Raw genomic sequence first — 17,490 nt, 5'->3', positions numbered from 1 at the left:
GGCAATGGCACAGGTTCTGGCCGTCGGCCCCTATTCCGAACTGGACGCCACCGCGTTGACGCGCGATTTCGCAGCCCCCCTGCTGGAAAGCGCCGAAGACGTCACCGCATTGCCCGAGGCCGAGCGCGCCAACGTCGCCGCGCTGGCTTTTCTGGGCCACAAGGGTCTGACTGCCCAGGTGATGGACCAATTGCCCAATCTGCGCTTCATCACCAATTTCGGCGTGGGCTATGACGCGATCGACATTCCGGCGGCGACGGCGCGCGGCATCACCGTCACGAACACGCCCGAGGTGCTGAATGACGATGTGGCCGATCTGGCCGTGGCGCTGCTGGTCATGGAAAACCGCCGCCTGAATTCGGCCGAAACCTGGATGCGCGCGGGCGAATGGGCCAAGGGTCCGGAATATGCGCTGCAGCGCAAGATGTCTGGCCGCAAGGTAGGTGTTCTGGGCCTTGGCCGCATCGGGCGCGAGATCGCGGACCGACTGGCAGCCTTCAAGTCGGAAATCCATTACTTCTCGCGCAGCGAAAAGCAGACACCGGGCTGGCAATGGCATTCGGACCCGGTGGCGCTGGCGCAGGCGGTCGATGATCTGGTCATCGCGGTTGTCGGCGGGCCGGAAACCGAAGGGCTGGTGTCGCGCGACGTCATCGCGGCGCTTGGCGACGGCATCATCGTCAATATCGCCCGCGGCTCGGTCATCGACGAATCCGCGCTGCTGGACGCCCTTGAAACGGGGCAGCTGCGCGGTGCGGGGCTGGACGTGTTCCGGGGCGAGCCGAAACCCGATCCGCGCTTCTTCGGGCTGGCGAATGTCACGCTTTTGCCGCATGTCGGCTCGGCCACGCATGAAACCCGTGCGGCGATGGGGGAATTGCAGCGCGCGAACCTGCGTGCCCTGCTGGATGGCCAACCCGCCATCACGCCGGTGAACTAAGGGGAAAGGCGATGACCGAGGATACTTTGGCCGAGGCCATCGCCTATGAACTGCGCCGCGAAATCCTGCGGGGCAATCTTGCCCCCGGCGCACCGATCAAGGAACGCGACAATGCCGAACGTCAGGGCGTGTCGCGAACCCCCATGCGCGAGGCGATCCGAATTCTGGCCAAAGAGGGGCTGGTGCAACTGCGCCCGCTGCGCAGCCCCGTCGTCGCCAACCCGTCCCTGACCGAGATCATAGACCAGATCCGTGTGCTGCACGCGCTGGAGATGCTGTCGGGCGAGCTGGCCTGCGAAAAGGCCACCGATCAGGAAATCGCCGCCATCGGCGCGCTCAAGGATCATATCGAATCCATCTATGGCGAGGCGGATACGCTGGACGTGTTCGAACTGGACATGCGCTTTCATTCGGCCATCGTTGCCGCTTCGCACAATGCTGCCTTGGCGCAGACGCATGGATCATACATGGCGCGGCTGTGGCGGGCGCGGTATCTGTCGGCGCGGCGCAAGCTGTCCCGCGAACGTGTGCTGCGCCAGCACAAGGCGATACATGCCGCGCTGGCTTCCCGCGACATCGGGGCGATCAAAACCGAGATCGGCGCCCATCTTGGCGCAATGGTCGCAAATATCGAGGACCATTTCCGCGAGGAGATGGATGCGGGCAATGACGGGCAAGACGGTAGCTAAGGGATGACACCCGCAAGCACCCTGACGGGAATGCTGCTTTTCGCGGCGGCGGTGATGTTGTTCACGGGGCTGGACACCACGGCAAAATGGCTGATCGGTTCGGGACTGGCCGTGATGCAGGTGGCCTTTGTGCGTTACGCGGTGCATCTGGTCGTGACGCTGGCAGCGGTCCTGCCGCGGCAAGGTCTGGGCGTGCTGCGTTCGGTCAATCCCAGGCTGCAGATCCTGCGATCCCTGGCGCTTCTGGGCAGCACCGGCTTTAATTTCGTCGCGCTAAGCTATCTGCCGCTGACCACGGTGACGGCGATCATGTTCGCAAGCCCGGTGCTGGTCACGCTGCTGGCCGTGCCGATGCTTGGGGAAAAGGTCAGCCCGCTGCAATTCGTGGCGATCACGCTGGGTTTTGTCGGGGTGCTGGTGGTCGTATCCCCATGGGGTAACGACCTGCATTGGGCGATCCTGTTTTCGCTTGGGGCCTGCGTCAGCACGTCTTTCTATTACATCCTTAGCCGGATGCTGGCGCGGGAATCGACGGCGACCCAGCAGATATGGGCCAGCGGCATCGCTTCGCTTTGTCTTGCCCCGCTGGCGTTGCTGCAATGGCAGGAACCGTCAAGCTGGCTGGTGGTCTGCCTGATGTTCATGGTCGGTATCTTCGGCGCGACATCGCACAGCCTTGTCACGCTGGCGCATCGGATGGCGGATGCCTCGGTGCTGGCACCGGTCATCTATCTGCAACTCTTGTTTGCGACGCTTTCGGGCTATCTGGTCTTTGGTCAGGTTCCGGGCGTTTCTACCCTGTTCGGCGCCCTGATCATCGTGTCGGGCGGTGCACTGCTTTGGTTGTCTGGACGGCGAAAGAGAATTGCCGCCATCAGGACTTCCGCAATCGCGATTTCTTCGGAACAGTCGCAAGTGAAAACCAAGGAGGAGAGACGATGAAACTGCTGCGCTATGGCCCCGAGGGTCAGGAAAAGCCCGGTCTGCTGGATGCATCGGGGGCGATTCGCGACCTGTCCGGCCATGTCGCCGATATTTCGGGCGATGTGCTGACACCCGAGGGGCTGGCAAAGCTGGCGGCGATCGACGTTGAAAGCCTGCCGGTGGTGTCGGGTGCGCCCCGCATCGGTGCCTGCGTGGGCAATGTGCGCAAGTTCATCGCCATCGGGCTGAACTATGCCGACCACGCTGCAGAAAGCGGCATGGCCGTCCCGACCGAGCCGGTGGTCTTCAACAAATGGACCAGCTGCATCGTCGGCCCGAACGACGATGTGATGATCCCCGAAGGCTCCTCCAAGACCGATTGGGAGGTCGAGCTGGGCGTGGTCATCGGCAAGACCGCTCGCCGCGTCTCGGAGGCCGAGGCGCTGGAGCATGTTGCGGGTTACTGCGTCGTTAACGACGTGTCGGAACGCGAATACCAGCTGGAACGCGGCCAGACATGGGACAAAGGCAAGGGTTTCGACACCTTCGGTCCCATCGGCCCATGGATGGTCACCCGCGACGAGGTGCCGGATGCCGGCAATCTGACCATGTGGCTTGAGGTGGATGGCAAGCGGTTCCAGGACGGCTCGACCAAGACGATGATCTTTGGCGTGGCCGAGCTGGTCGCCTATTGCTCGCGGCTGATGACGCTGCTTCCGGGCGATGTGATCACCACCGGCACGCCCCCCGGCGTCGGCATGGGCCAAAAGCCGCAGGTCTTCCTGAAGGGCGGCGAGGTGATGCGGCTGGGGATCGAGGGTCTGGGCGAACAGACCCAAAAGGTCCGCCGGGCCTAAGGAACATGGCGGCGGGGGCGACCCTGCCGCCTTTTTCATTCGCGGAGGGGGATGGATGCTGTTTTCCGCCAATCTGGGCTTTCTATGGGCCGACCGACCGCTGCCAGATGCGATCCGCGCCGCCAAGGCTGCGGGCTTCGATGCCGTCGAATGTCACTGGCCCTATGATACGCCGCCCAAGGATGTCGCCGCCGCTCTGACCCAGACCGGCCTGACCATGCTGGGCCTGAACACTCTGCGCGGCGGCGCGGGGGAAAACGGCCTGTCCGCCTTGCCGGGCCGCGAGGCCGAAGCACGGGCCGAAATCGACCGCGCCATCGCCTATGCCCGCGCCATCGGTTGCGGTGCGGTCCATGTCATGGCGGGTTTTGCCGAAGGTCCGGCGGCCGAGGCGATATTTCTGGCCAATCTGGACCATGCCTGCCGCGCCGCGCCCGATCTGACCATCCTGATCGAGCCGCTGAACCGCTATGACGCGCCGGGATATTTCCTGTCACGCTCGGATCATGCGCTGCGCCTGATCGAACGGGCCGGTCATCCGAACCTGAAACTGATGTTCGACTGCTATCACCTGCAGATCATGGAGGGCGACCTGACGCGGCGCCTTGGCCGTCTGCTGCCGGTGATCGGGCATGTGCAGATCGCCTCGGTCCCTGATCGCGGCACGCCCGATCATGGAGAGCTGGATTATCGCCACATCTGCGCCACCCTGCGCGATCTGGGTTGGCAGCGTCCGATCGGGGCCGAATACAAACCCGTGGGTCCGACCGACGACAGTCTGGGCTGGATGGCTGGACTGCGCGCGATCTAGCGACAGCCGCCGTTCAGACGTTGATCGTCAGGTCGTAATGCATCCGCGAGATGCAGGTTTCGGGCCGGTCGAAATAGTCGGGCGATACCCGGACCACGGCGGACAGATCCTGAAACACGCGGCGCAGGTGCATCCGTAGCGCCGCCTCGGCCTGATCCAGATCCTGCGCGGTGATCGCTTCGACGATGGCGCGGTGCTGGTCCAGCATTACATCATGCGGCGTCACTGCGGAAATCAGGTGCCGCGCGCGGTCCAGATGCACCTTCAGCCCCTGAAGATGGCCCCAGACCAAGGGCTTTCCGGCGATGGCGGCCAGAGCCGAGTGAAATTCCTCATCCAGCGCGACAAGGGGGGCGACCTCGCCATTGATCAGTTGCGACTGCCGGTCCAGCAATTCGTGCAGCAAGGCGATCTGATGCGGCGCGACATTGCGGGCGGCAAGGCGCACGATGTCGGCTTCGACCGATTCGCGGATAAAGCGCGTGTCCAGCACCCAATCCATGTTGATGCGGGTGACGAATGTGCCGCGCTGGGGCCGCACCTCAAGCAGACCTTCGCCCGCAAGGCGGATGAACGCCTCGCGCACGGGTTGGCGCGACAGGTCGTATTGGTCTGCGATGTCCTGTTCGGACAGCCGCATTCCGGGGACAAGATCGCCCGAAACGATGCGTTTGCGCAGGAATGCGTGCATCTGTGCGGCTGCTGGCGGCTCGCCTGCTGTCGTCTGCTGTCGTTCCGTGCCAGATTCAGGCGTTGTGTCGTTCATTCGATGCCTCCGCCCGGCCTATTTCGGGCCAGAAGGGCGGTGGCGTCAACTGCCTGCCGCAGGGCGGAAACGCAGGTTGGTGATATGGCGATACACATCACCCCTTCGCAGCTCGGCCAAGGGGTAGTCGGGATGATGCGGCGAATCGGGCCAGAACTGGGTTTCCAGCGCGATTCCGGCAAATCGGTGATAGGGGCGGCCAGCCAGCCCGGTCGCGCCGGGACGGATGTGATCGCCCGCATAGACCTGCAATCCCGGCATGGTCGTTTCGATCTGCATCGACAGATTGGCAGCCTGAAGCGTGGCGACCGGCACGGGCGACCCAAGGTTCTGCGCGCCGATGCAAAGATTGTGGTCGATCAGCGGGCCGTGCAGCCGATCGGCCAGTCGGGTCGGTTCGCGAAAATCCAGATGCGAACCCTGGACCGGGGCAGGCGCACCCACGGGGATCAGGTGATCGTCCACCGGCAGATATGTCTGGGCCGCGATGTGCAGCAGATGCCCGGACAGATCGTCGCTGCCATCCAGATTGAAATAGCTGTGCGGCGCGAAATTGCACAAAGTCGTGTCGCTTGCCGTGGCCAGAACGCTGATACGCAGCACGGGGCCGGGCATCAGGCGATAGAAAGCCCGCACCAGCATCGCGCCCGGAAAGCCCATATGCCCATCCGGCAGATGATCGACCAACGAGACGTGATCGGGTCCATGATCGGCAATGGTCCAGTTGCGCTGGCCGGTGCCGTCCGCGCCGCCATGCAGCATGGTCCGGCCCTGTTCGTTCCGGTCCAGCTGATAGCTGCGGCCCGCGATCCGCGCCTCTCCAGCCGCGATGCGGTTGGCATAGCGCCCGACGATGGCGCCGAAATACACGCCCTCGGTCAGATATGGTTCAAGCGTCGGATAGCCCAGCACCAGCGGGTGTTCGGTCCCGTCGATGCGCAGGTCCTGCAGAGACGCGCCCAGCGTGATGATGCTGGCGGTCAGCCCGTGGCCTTGCAAGGTGACGCGCGTGACCTGTCGCCCGTCGGGCAGGGTTCCGAATATCTGCGCTGTCATGGCCGGATACGGGGTTCGGGCAGGCCGCGCGCGCCGTTGGGCAGCACCAGCCAGCTGCGCCCGTCCTGCGCACCGCCCAGATCGACCGCCGCGCTGGTCAGCAGGATGCGGTCCAGTTTTTCGCCCATGAAGGCCGGGCAGGTCGTCTGGGCCGAGGGCACGGCGATTTCATTTAGTACCCGCCCATCCGGCGCATGGCAGACCAGCCGCCCGGTGCCCCAACGCGCATTCCAGAAATTGCCGTCCGCATCCGTCACCGCGCCATCGGGAAAATCACCCGTGCCGCGCAGGTCCAGAAACACCTGCCTGTCGCCCAGGGGCCAGCCTTCGGCATCAAGCGGCTGGCTCCAGACCATCTGCGCCTCGGTATCGGCGAAATAGGCGCGCTGGCCGTCGGGGGCGAAGCAGATCGCGTTGGGGATGGACATATCGCCCCACAGCCTGACCAGATCGCCGCGGAAATAGCGATAGATCGCGCCTTTGCCGGGGGTCGCGTCAATCGCCATGGTGCCGATCCAGAACCCGCCATGCGGATCGGCCCGCCCGTCATTGGAGCGGGTCGTCGGGTCGTCCGCCTCAAGCGGGCAAAGCGCGTGGCGGGTCTTGTCGCGCAGATCGAACCGGAACAGCGCGGTTTCGCTGGCAATCAGCAGGTTGTCGCGGTCGAACCACCCCGCCGCCGAGACACGTTCGTCAAAGCGCCATTCCAGTTCATGCCCCTGATGGCGGCTCAGCAGGCGGCGGTTCAGGATGTCGAACCAGAAGACCTGCTGCCGTTCCGGGTGCCAGAACGCGCCTTCGCCAAGTTCGCAGATGCGGGGATCGAACAGCGTATGTCTCATGCCAGTGCGGCGACCATTTCGCGGGCGCGGGCACCGACCTGATCGGCGCTGTCGCCGGGTTTGTAAAGCGATGTGCCGATGCCGAAGCCCTGCGCACCGGCGGCAAACCACTGCGCGAAATTTCCGGGTCCGACGCCGCCCACGGCATAGACCGGCATGTCGCGCGGCAGAACCGCCCGCAGCGCCTTGAGATAGCCCGGTCCGGCCTGATCTGCGGGAAATATCTTCAACCCCGAGGCCCCTGCCGCGATGGCGGCAAAGCATTCGGTGGCGGTGAAGACGCCGGGATAGGATTCCAGCCCGCGCCGCACGGTTTCGCGGATCACATCGGGGTTCATGTTGGGCGATACGATCATGCGCCCGCCCGCATCCGCGACGCGGGCCACGTCCTCGACCGTCAGGACGGTGCCTGCGCCGATGGTGGCCTGCCCGGCAAAGCTGGCTGCCATCAGGCGGATGCTTTCCAGGGGATTGGGCGAATTCAGCGGCACCTCGATCCGGTCGATGCCCGCATCGATCAGGGCGCGGCCAACGGGCAGCGCCTCGGCCGGGGTCAGGCCGCGCAGGATGGCGATGATGGGTTGGGTCATGTCGTCCTCGTGATTGCGGCGCGGGCGGCGGTCAGGCCCGCAAGCACAAGCGCCGCGCCGTCCATCTGGACGGCATCGGCCCCGGCCTGCGCCAGCGCCCGCTGATAAAGTGCCGCCAGTTCGGGTGCGCCGATGATGACGGTGCGCCGATCCAGCCATAAAGGCCGCGCGGCTGCAAGCTCGGCCCCGATCAGCAGGCCCGACAGCCGCCCCGCGCCCTGCGCCGCATCCAGACCGTTCAGCAGCGCGGCGGCACGCAGCGGGAACAGACCCGCATGGCACAGATCGGGATTGGCCAGAGCCTGCGCCGCCGCCTCAAGGAACGCCACGGCGTCGGGCTGCGCGTCACCTATGGTCAGGCGCAGCACGGATTGGCGGGCGATCAGGGAATAGACCTCGCCGGTCATGAAGGTGTGAAAGCCCTGCACCGCGCCGTCCGCGATCCGCACCCATTTGCAATGCGTGCCGGGCAGGCACAACGTGCCGTCGAAATCGGGCTGTTCGGCCAGAAAACCCGCGATCTGGGTTTCTTCGCCACGCATCACGTCCGGCGGGTCGATCTGCGACAGGCCGGGCAGGATATGCACATCCAGCCGCGGGTCGGACACCGGGGGCCGCGTGGCGCGGGCCGGGTCCAAAGGCGGGCAGGGCACACTGCGGTAATCCGCCTCGGCCCAGCCAGTGCGGGCACCGACCATGCCGCAGGCGATGACGGGCGGCCGCGTATCCAGCCAGTCCGAGACAAGCTCCAGCAGCGCGGGCTGAAACCCGTCGGGCGAAAGCTGCCCCATGCCCTTGTCCGAGCTTCGCGCCTCGATCACCGTGGCGCCGCGCATCGCCCAGACGCGCAGGCGCGTGGTGCCCCAGTCCACGGCAATCCAGTCGGGCGAGACTACCAATTGAACGCCTCGGTCGTGGTGCGGCGGCCCAGCATCATCGCATCCGCGACATGGCGGAACGGCGCAAGGTCCACATCGCTTTCGCAGCGTTCGATCAGCTTGGCAAAGCGCGCATAGATGCGGTCATATTCCCCCGCCAGCGCGCCTTCGGCGGCCAGCGTTTCGCCGCCCGCGCTGACGGTCGCACCGCCTTGCGACAGCGCCAGCGTGCCGCGATCGGTTTCAATGCGCATGTCCCAGGTCTGCGTGCCGGTTTCGCGGAAATCGAAATCCAGATCGGCGGGGGCGCCTTCCTCGGTCAGCATCTTCAGCCGCGCGGCGATGGGCGTTTCGCGGTTTTCGGGGAATTCCAGCTCCGCCTCGGTCGTGTAAAGCGCGATGGGCAGGATATGGGTCAGGATGGAATAGGCGTTGATGCCCGGATCAAAGACCCCCGCGCCGCCGGGGGCAAAGATCCAGTCCTGACCGGGATGCCAGCGCCGCACGTCTTCGCGCCACGTCACCGTGATGCGCGTGATGCGCTTGTCGGCCAGCCATTTCTTCGCCCCCGGAATGCCCGGCGCGAACTGACTGTGCCACGCGGTGAACAGCGTCCGCCCCTGTTCGCGGGCGATGCGTTCCAGCGCCATCACCTCGGACACGCTGGTCCCCGGAGGTTTTTCCAGCAGCACATGCCGCCCCGCCAGCAACGCCTGACGCGCGACGGCAAAGCGGATTTGCGGCGGGGTGCAAAGCGACACCGCCCCCACATTGGGCATCCGGCGCAGAAAGCTGTCGGTGTCTGGGAAAGCCTCCACGCCCTCGGCCCGGTTCACCGGATCGACGGTCGCCGCCAGATGAAACACCGGCGAGGCGTCCAGCGCCGCGCGGTGCTGATCCCGCGCGATCTTGCCGAAGCCGATGATGGCCAGATCAATGGCTGTCACGTCCCACCTCCGATCCGCGCGGACCTTTCAGGAAGTCGAAATCGGCGCCGGTATCGGCCCCTTCGACATGTTCGTGGAACATCCGGGCATAACCGCTGACGGGCGGCTGAACCGGGTTTTTCCAATCGGCCAGACGCTGGGCGATTTCTTCGTCCGACAGATCCAGATGCAGGCGGCGGTTCGGCACGTCCAGTTCGATGAAATCCCCGCTGCGCACGATGGCCAAAGGCCCGCCCCGCGCGGCTTCGGGCGAGGTATGCAGGACCACGGTGCCGTAGGCGGTGCCGGACATGCGGGCATCGGAAATCCGCACCATATCGGTGATGCCCTTTTTCAGCACCTTGGGCGGCAGGCCCATATTCCCGACCTCGGCCATGCCGGGATAGCCCTTGGGGCCGCAGTTCTTCATGACCATGATGCAGGTCTCGTCGATGTCCAGCGCGTCGTCGTTGATGCGGGCCTTGTAGTCGTCGATGTCTTCGAAGACGACGGCGCGGCCGCGATGCTGCATCAGATGCGGGCTGGCGGCCGATGGTTTCAGCACCGCCCCATCCGGCGCAAGGTTGCCGCGAAGAACCGCGATGCCGCCTTGCTGGGTCAGGGCGCGTTCGACGGGCAGGATTACATCCTCGTCCCAGTTCCGCGCCTGCGAGACCTCATCCCAGATGGTTTCGCCGCTGACGGTCAGGGCGTCTTTGTGCAGGACCCCCGCCTCGCCCAGCCGTTTCAGCACGACGGGCAGACCGCCTGCGTAAAAGAACTCCTCCATCAGATATTTGCCCGAGGGCATCAGGTTCACGATGGTCGGAATGTCGCGCCCGCAGCGGTCCCAATCGTCCAGCGTCAGGTCGATGCCAACGCGGCCCGCAATCGCCAGCAGGTGAATGACCGCATTGGTCGATCCGCCAATCGCGCCATTGGTGCGGATCGCGTTCTCAAACGCCTGCTTGGTCATCACGTCGCTGGGTTTCAGGTCGTCCTTGACCATCTGCACGATGCGGCGACCGGTCATCTGCGCCATGACGCGGCGGCGGCTGTCCACTGCCGGGATCGCGGCATTGCCGGACAGTGCCATGCCCAAAGCCTCGGCCATGCTGGCCATGGTGCTGGCCGTGCCCATGGTGTTGCAGGTGCCGGACGACCGGCTCATGGCCTGTTCCGCCTCAAGGAAATCTTCCTGCGTCATCTCGCCCGCCTTCACGGCTTCCGAGAATTTCCACAGATGCGTGCCCGAGCCGATGCGTTCGCCCCGGAACCAGCCGTTCAGCATCGGCCCGCCCGTGACCACGATCGACGGAATGTCGGTGGATGCCGCGCCCATCAGCAAGCTGGGCGTGGTCTTGTCGCAGCCGACCAGCAGCACGGCACCGTCGATGGGCTGGCCACGCATCGCTTCCTCGACCGCCATGGCGGCGAGGTTGCGATACATCATCGCGGTCGGGCGATAGGTGTTTTCCGAGGCGGAAAACACCGGAACCTCGACCGGGAAGCCGCCAGCCTCCCATATCCCGGCGCGGACCTTTTCGGCCAGTTCGCGCAGATGGCCGTTGCAAGGCGTCAGGTCCGACCATGTATTCAGGATGCCGATGATCGGTCGCCCGTCGAACAGGTCATGCGGATAGCCTTGGTTCTTCAGCCAGCCGCGATGATAGATGGTGTCGCGGGAATTGCCGCCATACCAATGCTGTGACCGCAGCTTGCGCGGCCATTCGGCAGGTTTGAAGGTCATTATGCTTTGCTCTTGTTCGATACGTCGAAGATGACGGCGGCCATCAGCACAAGGCCCTTGATGACCTGCTGATAGTCGATGCCGATGCCAAGGATGGACATGCCGTTGTTCATCACGCCCATGATGAAGGCGCCGACCACGGCCCCGATCACCGTGCCCACGCCGCCCGCCATGGACGCGCCGCCGATGAAGACGGCCGCGATCACGTCAAGCTCAAACCCGGTGCCCGCCTTGGGCGTGGCCGAGTTCAGGCGTGCCGACACAACCATGCCCGCCAGTGCCGCCAGCATCCCCATGTTTACGAAGGTCAGGAACACCACGCGTTCGGAGTTGATGCCCGACAGCTTGGCCGCCTTGGCATTGCCGCCGATGGCGAAGATGCGGCGACCGATGGTGGTGCGCTCTGACAGAAAGGCGTAAAGCGCGACCAGAACGGCCATGACGATGAAGACGTTGGGCAACCCGCGGAAGTTCGCCAAGGCCCAGCTCATCCATGCCAGCGCGATGAAGATCAGCGCGTTTTTCGCGGCAAAGAAGGCAAAGGGTTCGTCGGCGATGCCCACCGCTTCCTCGCGCCGGCGGTTGCGGATCTGCAGCCACAGGATGACGCAGGCCGCGCCCCAGCCAAGGATCAGCGACAGGGTGTTGGGTTTGTCCGGCCCGAACAGGTCGGGGATGAAGCCCGAGGACAGCATCTGGAATTCACGCGGGAACGGCCCGATGGACTGCCCTTGCAGCACCCACATCGTCAGCCCGCGAAACACCAGCATCCCCGCCAGCGTGACGATGAAGCTGGGGATCTTCCAATAGGCGATCCAATAGCCCTGGATCGCGCCGATGATCGCACCCGCCGCCAGCGACAGCACGATCACGACCGGAATCGGCAGGCCCAGACGCACGATCATCAGCGCAGCCAGCGCACCGACAAAGGCCGCGACCGAGCCCACGGACAGGTCGATATGGCCCGCCACGATGATCAGCAGCATCCCCACCGCCATGATGACGATATGGCTGTTCTGCAGGAAAAGGTTCGTCAGGTTCACCGGGCGGAACAGGATGCCGCCCGTGACGATCTGGAAGAACGCCATGATGATGATCAGGGCGAACAGGATGCCGTATTGGCGAATGTTGCGGCGGATGAAGCCGAAGGTGTCGCCTTGGCGTTGTTCTTGTGAAATATCAGACATGGGCGTTTTCGGCCTCGATTTCTTCGGGGGTCAGGGTTTCGTCGGTCAGGTTGTGGCCCGACTTGATGATGACCGACATGATGCGTTCCTGCGTGGCCTCGGCTGTGGGCATGTCGCCGACCAGACGGCCTTCGTTCATCACAAGGATGCGGTCGGTGATGCCCAGCAGTTCAGGCATTTCCGATGAGATCACGATGATCGATTTCCCCGCCGCCGCCAGATCGCGGATGATGGTGTAGATTTCATATTTCGCGCCCACGTCGATGCCGCGCGTGGGTTCGTCCAGGATCAGGATCTCGGGGCCGGAGAACAGCCATTTCGCCAGCACAACCTTTTGCTGGTTGCCGCCTGACAGGTTCACCGTCGCCTGATCGATCGAGGAGGAGCGGATGTTGATCTGCTTGCGATAGTCGCGGGCGACCTGACCTTCCTTTTGCCGGTCGATCACGCCCTTGGGCGCGACGCCGGGCAGGTTCGCCAGCGGGATATTGCGGCGGATCGTGTCGTCCAGCACAAGGCCCAACGATTTGCGATCCTCGGTCACATAGGCAAGACCCGCGGCGATGGCCTTGGGCACGGTGGACAGATCGGCGGGCTTGCCGTGGATCGTGACCTCGCCCGATTTCCAGTCGCCCATGCTGCGGCCAAAGATCGACATGGCCAGTTCCGTGCGGCCCGCGCCCATCAGGCCCGCGATGCCCAGCACCTCGCCACGCTTCAGCGCGAAGCTGGCATTGTTGACCAGCAGCCGGTCGCGCGAGGGGTCCGACACGGTCCAGTCTTTGACCTGCATCACCACTTCGCCGATTTTCGGTTCGCGGGGCGGATAGCGGTCATTCATCGAACGGCCCACCATGTCGCGGATGATCTGCGATTCAGGGACCATGCCTTCGTGATGGGCGACCGTCGCGCCGTCGCGCAGAACCGTGATGCTGTCGCAGACCTGACTGATTTCGTTCAGCTTGTGCGAGATCAGGATCGCCGTCATCCCCTGATCGCGGAAACTGGCCAGCAGACGCAGCAGCGCGTCACTGTCGTTTTCGTTCAACGAGGACGTGGGTTCGTCCAGAATCAGAAGATCGACCTTTTTCGACAGCGCCTTGGCGATTTCCACAAGCTGCTGCTTGCCCATGCCCAGGGTGCCGACCTTGGTTTCGGGGCTTTCGCGCAGACCGACCTTGGCCAGCAACTCGGCGGTGCGGCGGTTGGTTTCCTGCCGGTCGATCACGCCGCGATGGGCGATCTCGTTGCCCAGAAAGATGTTTTCGGCAATCGACATCTGCGGCACTAGGGCCAGTTCCTGATGGATGATGACGATGCCCTGATGTTCGCTGTCGGGGATGCCCCGGAACGCCATCGGCTTGCCGTTATAAAGAATCTCGCCGTCATAGGTTCCGTGGGGATAGACCCCGGACAGCACCTTCATCAGGGTCGATTTGCCTGCGCCGTTTTCACCGACAAGCGCGCGAATCTCGCCGCGCCGCACGGTCATGTTGACGTTATCAAGGGCTTTGACACCGGGGAATTCCTTGGTGATCCCCCGCATTTCCAGAATGGAATCCATCGCTGCGATTCCCGTAGCTTGAGGAATGCGCCGCCGCGTCGAACGGCGGCGCGGGAAAAGATCACTTCAGTTGATCTTCGGTGTAATAGCCCGAGCCGACCAGAACATCGGTCAGGTTCTTTTCGGTCACTGCCACCGGCTCCAGCAGGTAGGACGGGACGACCTTGACGCCGTTGTTATAGGTCTCGGTGTCGTTCACCTGCGGCTCTTCGCCTTTCATCATGGCGTTGACCATGCCGACGGTGACCTTGGCCAGTTCGCGGGTGTCCTTGAAGATGGTCGAATACTGCTCGCCGGCCTGGATCGACTTGACGGATTGCAGTTCTGCATCCTGACCCGACACGATCGGCATCTTCATGTCGCCCGAACCGTAGCCCACGCCTTTCAGCGACGACAGGATGCCGATGGACAGCCCGTCATAGGGCGACAGCACGCCGTTCACCTGCTTGTCGGTGTAGTTGGCTGACAGGATGTTATCCATGCGCGACTGGGCGGTTGCCGGGTCCCAACGCAGGGTGCCCACCTTGTCCATGCCCATCTGGCCCGACGGGATCACGATCGAGCCGTCGTCGATCAGCGGCTGGATGACCGACATGGCGCCGTCATAGAAGAAGAAGGCGTTGTTGTCGTCCGGGCTGCCGCCGAACAGTTCCACGTTCCACGGCTTCACGTCTGGGAAACGTTCTTTCAGACCGTCGACCAGCGTGGTCGCCTGTTCGACGCCGACCTTGAAGTTGTCGAAGGTGGCGTAATAGTCGATGTCGGGCGTGTCGCGGATCAGCCGGTCATAGGCGATGATCTTGACATCCGCCGCCTTGGCATTGGCCAGCGCGTTCGACAGCGTGGTGCCGTCGATGGCCGCGATCACCAGCACGTTCACGCCCTTGGTGATCATGTTTTCGATCTGGGCAAGCTGGTTCGGAATGTCGTCATCGGCATATTGCAGGTCGGTCTGATAGCCCGCTTCCTGGAACTGCTTGACCATGTTGTTGCCGTCGTCGATCCAGCGCGCCGAGGTCTTGGTGGGCATCGAGATGCCGACCATACCTTCGGCGGCCGCAATGCCGGGAACCGAAAGCGCCGCGATCGAAGCCGCCGCAAGGGCGATTTTCCTGAGATTGAACATTCTTCCTCCACATATGCACGGCAGAAGAGGGCGCTCGACGGCGCCTTGTTTCGAACTTCTGCTGCTTCCCCCCGACTACACGGCTGGGCGCATGACCCCCGGCCGCGGCGGCGGATTTGATCCGCCTGCACATTCACAGGCTAGCCCCGGCCAATCCATCGCGTCAATTTCGGTTTGCGTGGTCAGATATATCATTCATGGTATGTCTTAGCGCTAACATTGGGATGGGGTGGATGCGGGGCGACCGGGATCAGGGCGAAGAATTGCTGTCGCGCGGCATCAAGCTGCGCCAGTTATCGCTGCTTGTGGCGGTGGAACGCAGCGGCCAGCTTAGCCGGGCGGCGGCGATCACCAACATGACCCAGCCTGCGGCGTCGCGAATGCTGTCCGATCTGGAGCGCATCGTCGGGGCGCAACTTACGCAGCGTCATAGCCGCGGCGTCAGCCTGACCCCGGCGGGTGAACGTCTGGCCGAACGCGCCCGCGCCATGCTGCGCGACCTTGACGTGGCCGGGCGCGAGGTGCGCGACATCGACCGGGGCCGGGTGGGATCGGTGCATCTGGGTTCGGTTTCAGGGCCGTCGCTGGACCTTGTGCTGCCCATCGTGCGCGGGATCGAACAGTCCGAGCCGCATCTGCGCGTGAAAATCGACGTGGGCAACAGCGACCGGCTGTCCGCCGAACTGCTGTCGGGCCAGCTTGACCTGTATCTGGGCCGCGTCCCTGAACGGCTGGACCCCGCGCCATTCGATCAAAGCCCCATCGGGCCAGAGCCGCTGTCGCTGATTGTGCGGCGCGGTCATCCGCTGGCGGCGGGATGCACGCTGGGCGATTGCATGGGATATGATTGGGTCATGCAGCCTTCGGGCAGCCTGCTGCGCAGCACGGTCGAACGCTATCTGCAGGATCAGGGTCTGCCGATGCCCGACACCGTGATTGAAACGGGGTCGCTGATGCTGACATTGGCGTTTGTGCTGCAATCGCAGGCGGTGGGCGTCATGTCTACGCCAGCGGCGCGGCTGTTTTCGACTGAACGCGCCTCACCTTTGGTCTGTCTGCCGCTGGCCCGTGATCTGGCGGTCGCATCCTATTCGGTGGTGACGCTGCGCGATCGGGTGCCGACGCCTGCCGCCCAGACTTTCCTGAAAATCCTGCGGGATGAACTGCGCCAGCGACGCGGTTAGGCAGGCGCGGTCATGCCTGATCCAGCCGCAATTCGGCCCATTCGGGATGGCGGTCGAACTGCGCGCGGACATAGCTACATGCCGGCACGATCCGCAGGCCCCTGTTGCGCGCGTCTTCGATCAGACGGCGCATCATGGCGCCTGCCGCGCCCGTGCCGCGCATCGCGGGCGGGGCATAGGTATGGTCGGCCACGATGATGCCCGGTCCGCCCGAACGCCAGGTCATCTCGGCCTCGCCTTCCATCCCCTGACCCGAGACGACATAGCGACCCGAGGTTCCGTAATCCTCATGTGCGACGCGAATGCTGGGTTGTGACATCAATCTCTCCGCTTGCCTGATCCGACAACGCCGGGCTGCGGCTTCGGGTCGCCGTGGACTGCGCGACTGGGCGGATTCCAGCCGATCGACGCCCCGCACTGGTCCGTTCTGCGCATGGCCCGAAACATTTCCAGAGCGATCATTTCAAGCTGCAACAACTGTTCCTGCGCCGCCCTGAGCTGTTCAAGCGCGGGCAGAACTGCGGCCCCTCCGACAGAATCGGGGCGTGGGTCATCTGGTGGACGATACCGAGACATTTAACGAACCCTTCAGGGCGGAAAGCCGGCACACCTGTCACGGTTTGCCAGCAGCCACAATCAGGCTCGCGGGAAATTGCACCTGACACGCGGCATCAGGTGCAGGTTCTCACGCCCGTTCAGAATACTCGAACAATTCAGTGTTGACGACGATATCTTCGTCCTGACCGACAAAGGGCGGGATCATGACGCGCACGCCATTGTCCAGAATCGCCGGCTTGAAACTTTTCGCGGCGGTCTGACCGTTCAGCACCGGCTCGGTCTCGACGACCTTGCACACGACTTTCTGGGGGATTCGCACCGACAGCGCCTCGTCGCCGTAATATTCCACGGCGGCGATCATGCCGTCCTGCAGGAAGGGGCGGCGGTCGCCCAACAGGTCGGCGTCCAGCTCGGTCTGCTCGAACGTCTCGCTGTCCATGAAGACCAGCTTGCCGTCGGTTTCATACAGGAATTGCTGGTCTTTGAACTCCAGCTGGACCTGATCCACCTTGTCTTCGGAACGGAAACGCTCATTCAATTTGCGCCCGTCACGCAGGTTTTTCAGCTCGACCTGCGCGAATGCGCCGCCCTTGCCGGGCTTGACGTGGTTGACCTTGACCGCAGCCCACAGCCCGCCGTCATGTTCCAGGACGAAACCGGGCTTGATTTCATTGCCATTGATCTTGGCCATCGGGATTACCTTGAAGATATTAGGAAAATCGACGTGGCCCGAAAGGGTTGAACCACAGTCGCGCGCACCTATATCGAGTGGCGTGCTGCAAGGCAACAAATTCAGGGTTCGCGCGTTGTCAAGGGTTCGACAACGGGAAATCTTTGTCGTG

The 17,490-nt window shown here is 63.8% G+C and carries 18 protein-coding genes; 6 read left to right on the top strand and 12 right to left on the bottom strand.

Annotation, left to right across the window (positions count from 1 at the left end; all coding sequences use genetic code 11):
• Positions 1-4 precede the first annotated feature (4 nt).
• Genes FN835_RS10625 through FN835_RS10605 form a run of 5 tightly spaced genes read left to right on the top strand, consistent with a single transcriptional unit; the run spans position 5 to position 4,221 of the window.
• Positions 5-940, top strand: coding sequence for a 2-hydroxyacid dehydrogenase (locus tag FN835_RS10625; RefSeq protein ID WP_142663202.1), 936 nt, complete (start codon positions 5-7; stop codon positions 938-940).
• Between the two features lie 11 nt (positions 941-951).
• Entirely contained in the window at positions 952-1,629 is a 678-nt protein-coding gene (locus FN835_RS10620) for a GntR family transcriptional regulator (RefSeq protein WP_142663201.1), read from the top strand.
• A gap of 3 nt (positions 1,630-1,632) precedes the next feature.
• Complete coding sequence (locus FN835_RS10615; RefSeq protein ID WP_142663200.1) at positions 1,633-2,571, top strand: DMT family transporter; 939 nt, start codon at positions 1,633-1,635, stop codon at positions 2,569-2,571.
• Positions 2,568-3,410 (top strand): ureidoglycolate lyase, encoded by an 843-nt coding sequence (locus tag FN835_RS10610; RefSeq protein WP_142663199.1) that lies wholly within the window; start codon positions 2,568-2,570, stop codon positions 3,408-3,410. The genes FN835_RS10615 and FN835_RS10610 overlap by 4 nt, the downstream gene beginning before the upstream one ends.
• A gap of 55 nt (positions 3,411-3,465) precedes the next feature.
• A complete protein-coding gene (locus tag FN835_RS10605; RefSeq protein ID WP_142663198.1) occupies positions 3,466-4,221 on the top strand; it encodes a hydroxypyruvate isomerase family protein in 756 nt (251 codons plus the stop codon).
• 13 nt (positions 4,222-4,234) lie between these two features.
• On the opposite strand, the gene FN835_RS10600 is transcribed toward FN835_RS10605, so the two are convergent.
• The 10 genes from FN835_RS10600 to chvE form a co-directional block, all read right to left on the bottom strand.
• Positions 4,235-4,987: a GntR family transcriptional regulator gene (locus tag FN835_RS10600; protein WP_142663197.1), complete on the bottom strand. Its 753-nt coding sequence runs from the start codon at positions 4,985-4,987 to the stop codon at positions 4,235-4,237.
• Positions 4,988-5,032: 45 nt separating this feature from the next.
• Positions 5,033-6,043: an aldose epimerase family protein gene (locus FN835_RS10595; protein WP_142663196.1), complete on the bottom strand. Its 1,011-nt coding sequence runs from the start codon at positions 6,041-6,043 to the stop codon at positions 5,033-5,035.
• Positions 6,040-6,885: an SMP-30/gluconolactonase/LRE family protein gene (locus FN835_RS10590; protein ID WP_142663195.1), complete on the bottom strand. Its 846-nt coding sequence runs from the start codon at positions 6,883-6,885 to the stop codon at positions 6,040-6,042. The genes FN835_RS10595 and FN835_RS10590 overlap by 4 nt, the downstream gene beginning before the upstream one ends.
• The gene (locus FN835_RS10585; RefSeq protein WP_142663194.1) at positions 6,882-7,475 is read right to left on the bottom strand and encodes a 2-dehydro-3-deoxy-6-phosphogalactonate aldolase; all 594 of its coding nucleotides are present in this window, start codon (positions 7,473-7,475) and stop codon (positions 6,882-6,884) included. The genes FN835_RS10590 and FN835_RS10585 overlap by 4 nt, the downstream gene beginning before the upstream one ends.
• On the bottom strand, positions 7,472-8,374 hold the full coding sequence (locus FN835_RS10580) for a 2-dehydro-3-deoxygalactonokinase (RefSeq protein WP_281285406.1): 903 nt from the start codon (positions 8,372-8,374) through the stop codon (positions 7,472-7,474). Before FN835_RS10580 ends, FN835_RS10585 begins: the two co-directional genes overlap by 4 nt.
• A complete protein-coding gene (locus tag FN835_RS10575) occupies positions 8,368-9,300 on the bottom strand; it encodes a Gfo/Idh/MocA family protein (protein WP_142663193.1) in 933 nt (310 codons plus the stop codon). Before FN835_RS10575 ends, FN835_RS10580 begins: the two co-directional genes overlap by 7 nt.
• Complete coding sequence (gene araD, locus FN835_RS10570; RefSeq protein WP_142663192.1) at positions 9,287-11,029, bottom strand: L-arabinonate dehydratase; 1,743 nt, start codon at positions 11,027-11,029, stop codon at positions 9,287-9,289. The genes FN835_RS10575 and araD overlap by 14 nt, the downstream gene beginning before the upstream one ends.
• Positions 11,029-12,216 carry a multiple monosaccharide ABC transporter permease gene (gene mmsB, locus FN835_RS10565; protein ID WP_142663191.1) on the bottom strand — a complete coding sequence of 396 codons (1,188 nt, stop codon included), beginning with the start codon at positions 12,214-12,216 and terminating at the stop codon, positions 11,029-11,031. Before mmsB ends, araD begins: the two co-directional genes overlap by 1 nt.
• Positions 12,209-13,780: a multiple monosaccharide ABC transporter ATP-binding protein gene (gene mmsA, locus FN835_RS10560; RefSeq protein ID WP_142663190.1), complete on the bottom strand. Its 1,572-nt coding sequence runs from the start codon at positions 13,778-13,780 to the stop codon at positions 12,209-12,211. Before mmsA ends, mmsB begins: the two co-directional genes overlap by 8 nt.
• 61 nt (positions 13,781-13,841) lie before the next feature.
• On the bottom strand, positions 13,842-14,906 hold the full coding sequence (chvE, locus tag FN835_RS10555; RefSeq protein ID WP_142663189.1) for a multiple monosaccharide ABC transporter substrate-binding protein: 1,065 nt from the start codon (positions 14,904-14,906) through the stop codon (positions 13,842-13,844).
• Between the two features lie 233 nt (positions 14,907-15,139).
• Here chvE and FN835_RS10550 point away from each other — a divergent pair, with 233 nt between their 5' ends.
• Positions 15,140-16,090, top strand: coding sequence for a LysR family transcriptional regulator (locus FN835_RS10550; RefSeq protein WP_185958647.1), 951 nt, complete (start codon positions 15,140-15,142; stop codon positions 16,088-16,090).
• 10 nt (positions 16,091-16,100) lie between these two features.
• Here FN835_RS10550 and FN835_RS10545 read toward each other — a convergent pair whose 3' ends face one another.
• Both FN835_RS10545 and efp read right to left on the bottom strand, forming a co-directional pair.
• Positions 16,101-16,409 (bottom strand): GNAT family N-acetyltransferase, encoded by a 309-nt coding sequence (locus FN835_RS10545; protein WP_142663187.1) that lies wholly within the window; start codon positions 16,407-16,409, stop codon positions 16,101-16,103.
• Between the two features lie 366 nt (positions 16,410-16,775).
• Positions 16,776-17,339 (bottom strand): elongation factor P, encoded by a 564-nt coding sequence (gene efp / locus FN835_RS10540; protein WP_142663186.1) that lies wholly within the window; start codon positions 17,337-17,339, stop codon positions 16,776-16,778.
• Positions 17,340-17,490 lie beyond the last annotated feature (151 nt).

The organism is Paracoccus laeviglucosivorans, from assembly GCF_900182695.1.
Classification (GTDB): domain Bacteria; phylum Pseudomonadota; class Alphaproteobacteria; order Rhodobacterales; family Rhodobacteraceae; genus Paracoccus; species Paracoccus laeviglucosivorans.
This window is presented reverse-complemented; position numbering and strand designations above follow the sequence as displayed.